4 protein-coding genes are annotated in these 2865 nt (G+C 60.5%); all 4 read right to left on the minus strand.

Annotated elements, in window-relative coordinates:
• The coding region (locus ACEW8G_RS06390) for a recombinase family protein (protein WP_373487603.1) at positions 1-594 on the minus strand (594 nt) is incomplete at its 3' end.
• On the minus strand, positions 587-1039 hold the full coding sequence (locus ACEW8G_RS06395) for a DUF2924 domain-containing protein (protein WP_373487604.1): 453 nt from the start codon (positions 1037-1039) through the stop codon (positions 587-589). The genes ACEW8G_RS06390 and ACEW8G_RS06395, both read right to left, overlap by 8 nt.
• Complete coding sequence (locus ACEW8G_RS06400; RefSeq protein ID WP_373487605.1) at positions 1039-1296, minus strand: DUF3489 domain-containing protein; 258 nt, start codon at positions 1294-1296, stop codon at positions 1039-1041. The genes ACEW8G_RS06395 and ACEW8G_RS06400 overlap by 1 nt, the downstream gene beginning before the upstream one ends.
• Positions 1297-1548: 252 nt before the next feature.
• Positions 1549-2865, minus strand: a 1317-nt coding sequence (locus ACEW8G_RS06405) for a DUF6880 family protein (protein ID WP_373487606.1), incomplete at its 5' end; no start/stop codon positions are given.

Raw genomic sequence — 2865 nt, forward strand, 5'->3', positions numbered from 1 at the left:
GCCAAAGATTTTGCGAACCATTTTGGCCTCGGCAGGATTAACTTCGAGCCTGCGGTCGCGTACGTCGTAACCAAGCGGGACTGTCCCGCCCATCCAGATGCCCTTCTTCTTCGACGCCGCGATCTTGTCGCGGATACGCTCCCCGGTCACTTCACGCTCGAACTGGGCGAAAGACAGCAGGACGTTCAAGGTCAGCCGGCCCATGCTGGTGGTAGTATTGAATGCCTGGGTGATGCTGACGAATGATGCCCCCTTTGCATCGAGCACATCGACGATTTTCGCAAAATCGGAGAGCGCGCGGGTCAGACGATCGACCTTGTATACGACGATGATATCGACCTTGCCGGCCTCAACCTCTGCCAGTAACTGCTTGAGGCCGGGACGATCCATTGTGCCGCCTGAGAACCCACCATCGTCATACTGCTCGGGCACCAGCGCCCAGCCTTCGTGACGCTGGCTAAGGATATAGGCTGCGCACGCCTCGCGCTGGGCATCGAGGCTGTTGAACTCCTGCTCCAGCCCATCCTCGGTCGACTTGCGCGTGTAGATGGCGCAGCGCAAAACAGGCGGGCGCTTTGTTTCGCCGTTACGCATCGCGCGCTCCCTTGGCAGACGCCGGGCTCCTGAGGCCGAAGAAGCGCGGGCCGGACCATTTTGTCCCCGTTATGGCCTGAGCGATGCTGCTGAGCGAGGCATAGGTCTGATCACCCATCTGATAGCCGTCGTCGGTTGCCAGTACGCTATAGGTTTCACCGTTCCAGCTGCGCACCAGCCTGGTGCCGGGGCGAAGGCTGACGGAGGCCGGAGCACAGGGTATTGACGGCGGCGCTCCCTGCCCAGTTAACCGGGCCAATTCGCGCTCAATCGCGAGTGTGAGCCCGCCATGCTGTTTTTCCTGAAGGCGCCAGGCAATGCCGCGCACAAGCAGGTCTGGGCTGAGTTCAGGGGCTGGTTCGCGGTAAAGGCGCCGCCATTCTGCGCGCAGTGCGGCTGGCGGCAATGCCGCCAGCCCGTTCAACTTATCAGCAAGGCGTGCCATCACGCTGCCGCCTGTTCGGTAGTTGCGTCTTGAACCATCCGATAGGCCAGTTCACCCGAAGTGCGCTCTTCACGGGCGAGCATGTGCCCTTTCTTACGCAGACCAGTGAAGAAAGCGCGCACGCTATGGTTCTGCCAACCAGTTGCATCCATAAGTTCTGGCACAGTCGCACCGCGAGGGCGGACCAGGAGTTTGCATACCAGCGCCGTCTTGGTCGCCGGTGCCTTTTTCGATTTCGGGGGGTTTTCGAGGGTCATGCCAGGTCTCCGTTGGAGCGGCGCACCATGCGCCGCCTCCCACCACCTGAAGCCCCGCAGGGTCGAACTGCGAGGCAGGGCTCGCCGCCTGATTCAGCCGCGACCCGTGCCCACAGTAACACTTCGTCTGGCAGCGAAGTCCAGTCCAAAAGTCGCTGAATTATCCAAGTTTAGGTAAGAAGAAATTCGTGGTGGCAGAATTCGATTTATCTGCGCGTCCGGGCGGGACCGCCAACTCCGTTCCGCTCCTTATCAAGCATTCCAGAAAGCCGCCTTGCGCCCATGGCTAAGCTTGAGATTGGCCAGATAGGCTTCGTGGTCGGGATGCCCGGCCCAGTCGTCGATCCGCTTGGAAAGGTAATCGCAGGTCTGCAAATGCCGGGCGGCGTGGCGGTATCGCTTGGACCGTGCCTTATCGAGCGCGAAATCAATCATATCCCGAAGCAACAATGTCGCGACCAGTGGATAGCGTTGATCGAGCGCATCAACCGCAGGCGTCAGCAGCCAGTAGTGATCGCCATCGAGTTCGCCGTGCCGCTCCACGATCAGATCCGCCGCAACGCCAAGGGCTGCCGCCTGATTGGGCCAATTGACCAGGAATGCCAGCGCCTGATGAAAACCGGGATAGGCCCGCGCATACGCCATTGCGCGGTTTTCCACCTCTTCATCATCAAAGTCCGGAACGCGCTTCAGATAGGCAGCGAGGTAGTCCGCGTTCAGATCCCGCTCGAAGATCGCCCAGCGTTCATCCTGAGCCTCGGCGGACCGCGCAAGGGCCTCGAGTGTATCGATCCTGACCTGCTCCCAGTCCGGCCAGTGACGCCCTTTCGCGGATTCGATGTCGACCTTCGACAATGCCGTCATCGCTTCTTGGGCTCGACCAGCAGTCAACAACCGAGCCGCGATGTCCGCCGCAATCGCTGGATTGGCTTGCTCGCTATCCGAGAACCGTGCGGCGTAGCCATCAACGTCGCCGAGCGCATCGGCGATCTCGGTCAGGGCCGATCTGACCGTGCGGACATGACGTGCGGCGGCATAGTCATCCTCATACATCGGCCCGCGGGAGCTGATCGCAATCACCCTGCGCTCCGGACCCTTCGCCCTTGCGGGCGGTGCCGCCGACAAGGCCTCGAATTTAGTCTTGAGCAAGCCGAGCCCTTCCTTGCCCAAGGCCTCAGACATCACTTCGATCACCCCGTCGAACTGGGCGTAGTCGTTGGCGCAAACGGCGACAAACACCCGATCCGCCAACTTATCCTGGGTCAGTTTTGCTGAAGGTGCTACTTCGCCGAGGTTAGCGAGAGAAAGGTCCATAATGTCGCCGATCGACCCGTTGCTATCATCGCATCTTTCATAGATCGACGGCGCGGCCTCAAGCAGGCGCCATAATAGATCGAGCGCGTCTGCCGGCCGTGTCGGCGCGACATGCTTCATGATCGCGGAGCGCTGGGCCTCCAGATCCTTCGCCAGCGCACGAACCTTGTGCCAATCTACAAAGGATTTGGACTTGGTGATGGTTGCTAATCGTTTGCGGATTTCTGCCGCTACATCTTCGCCACCCGACCGGCT

It is taken from the genome of Blastomonas sp., from assembly GCF_041747255.1.
Lineage (GTDB): Bacteria > Pseudomonadota > Alphaproteobacteria > Sphingomonadales > Sphingomonadaceae > Blastomonas.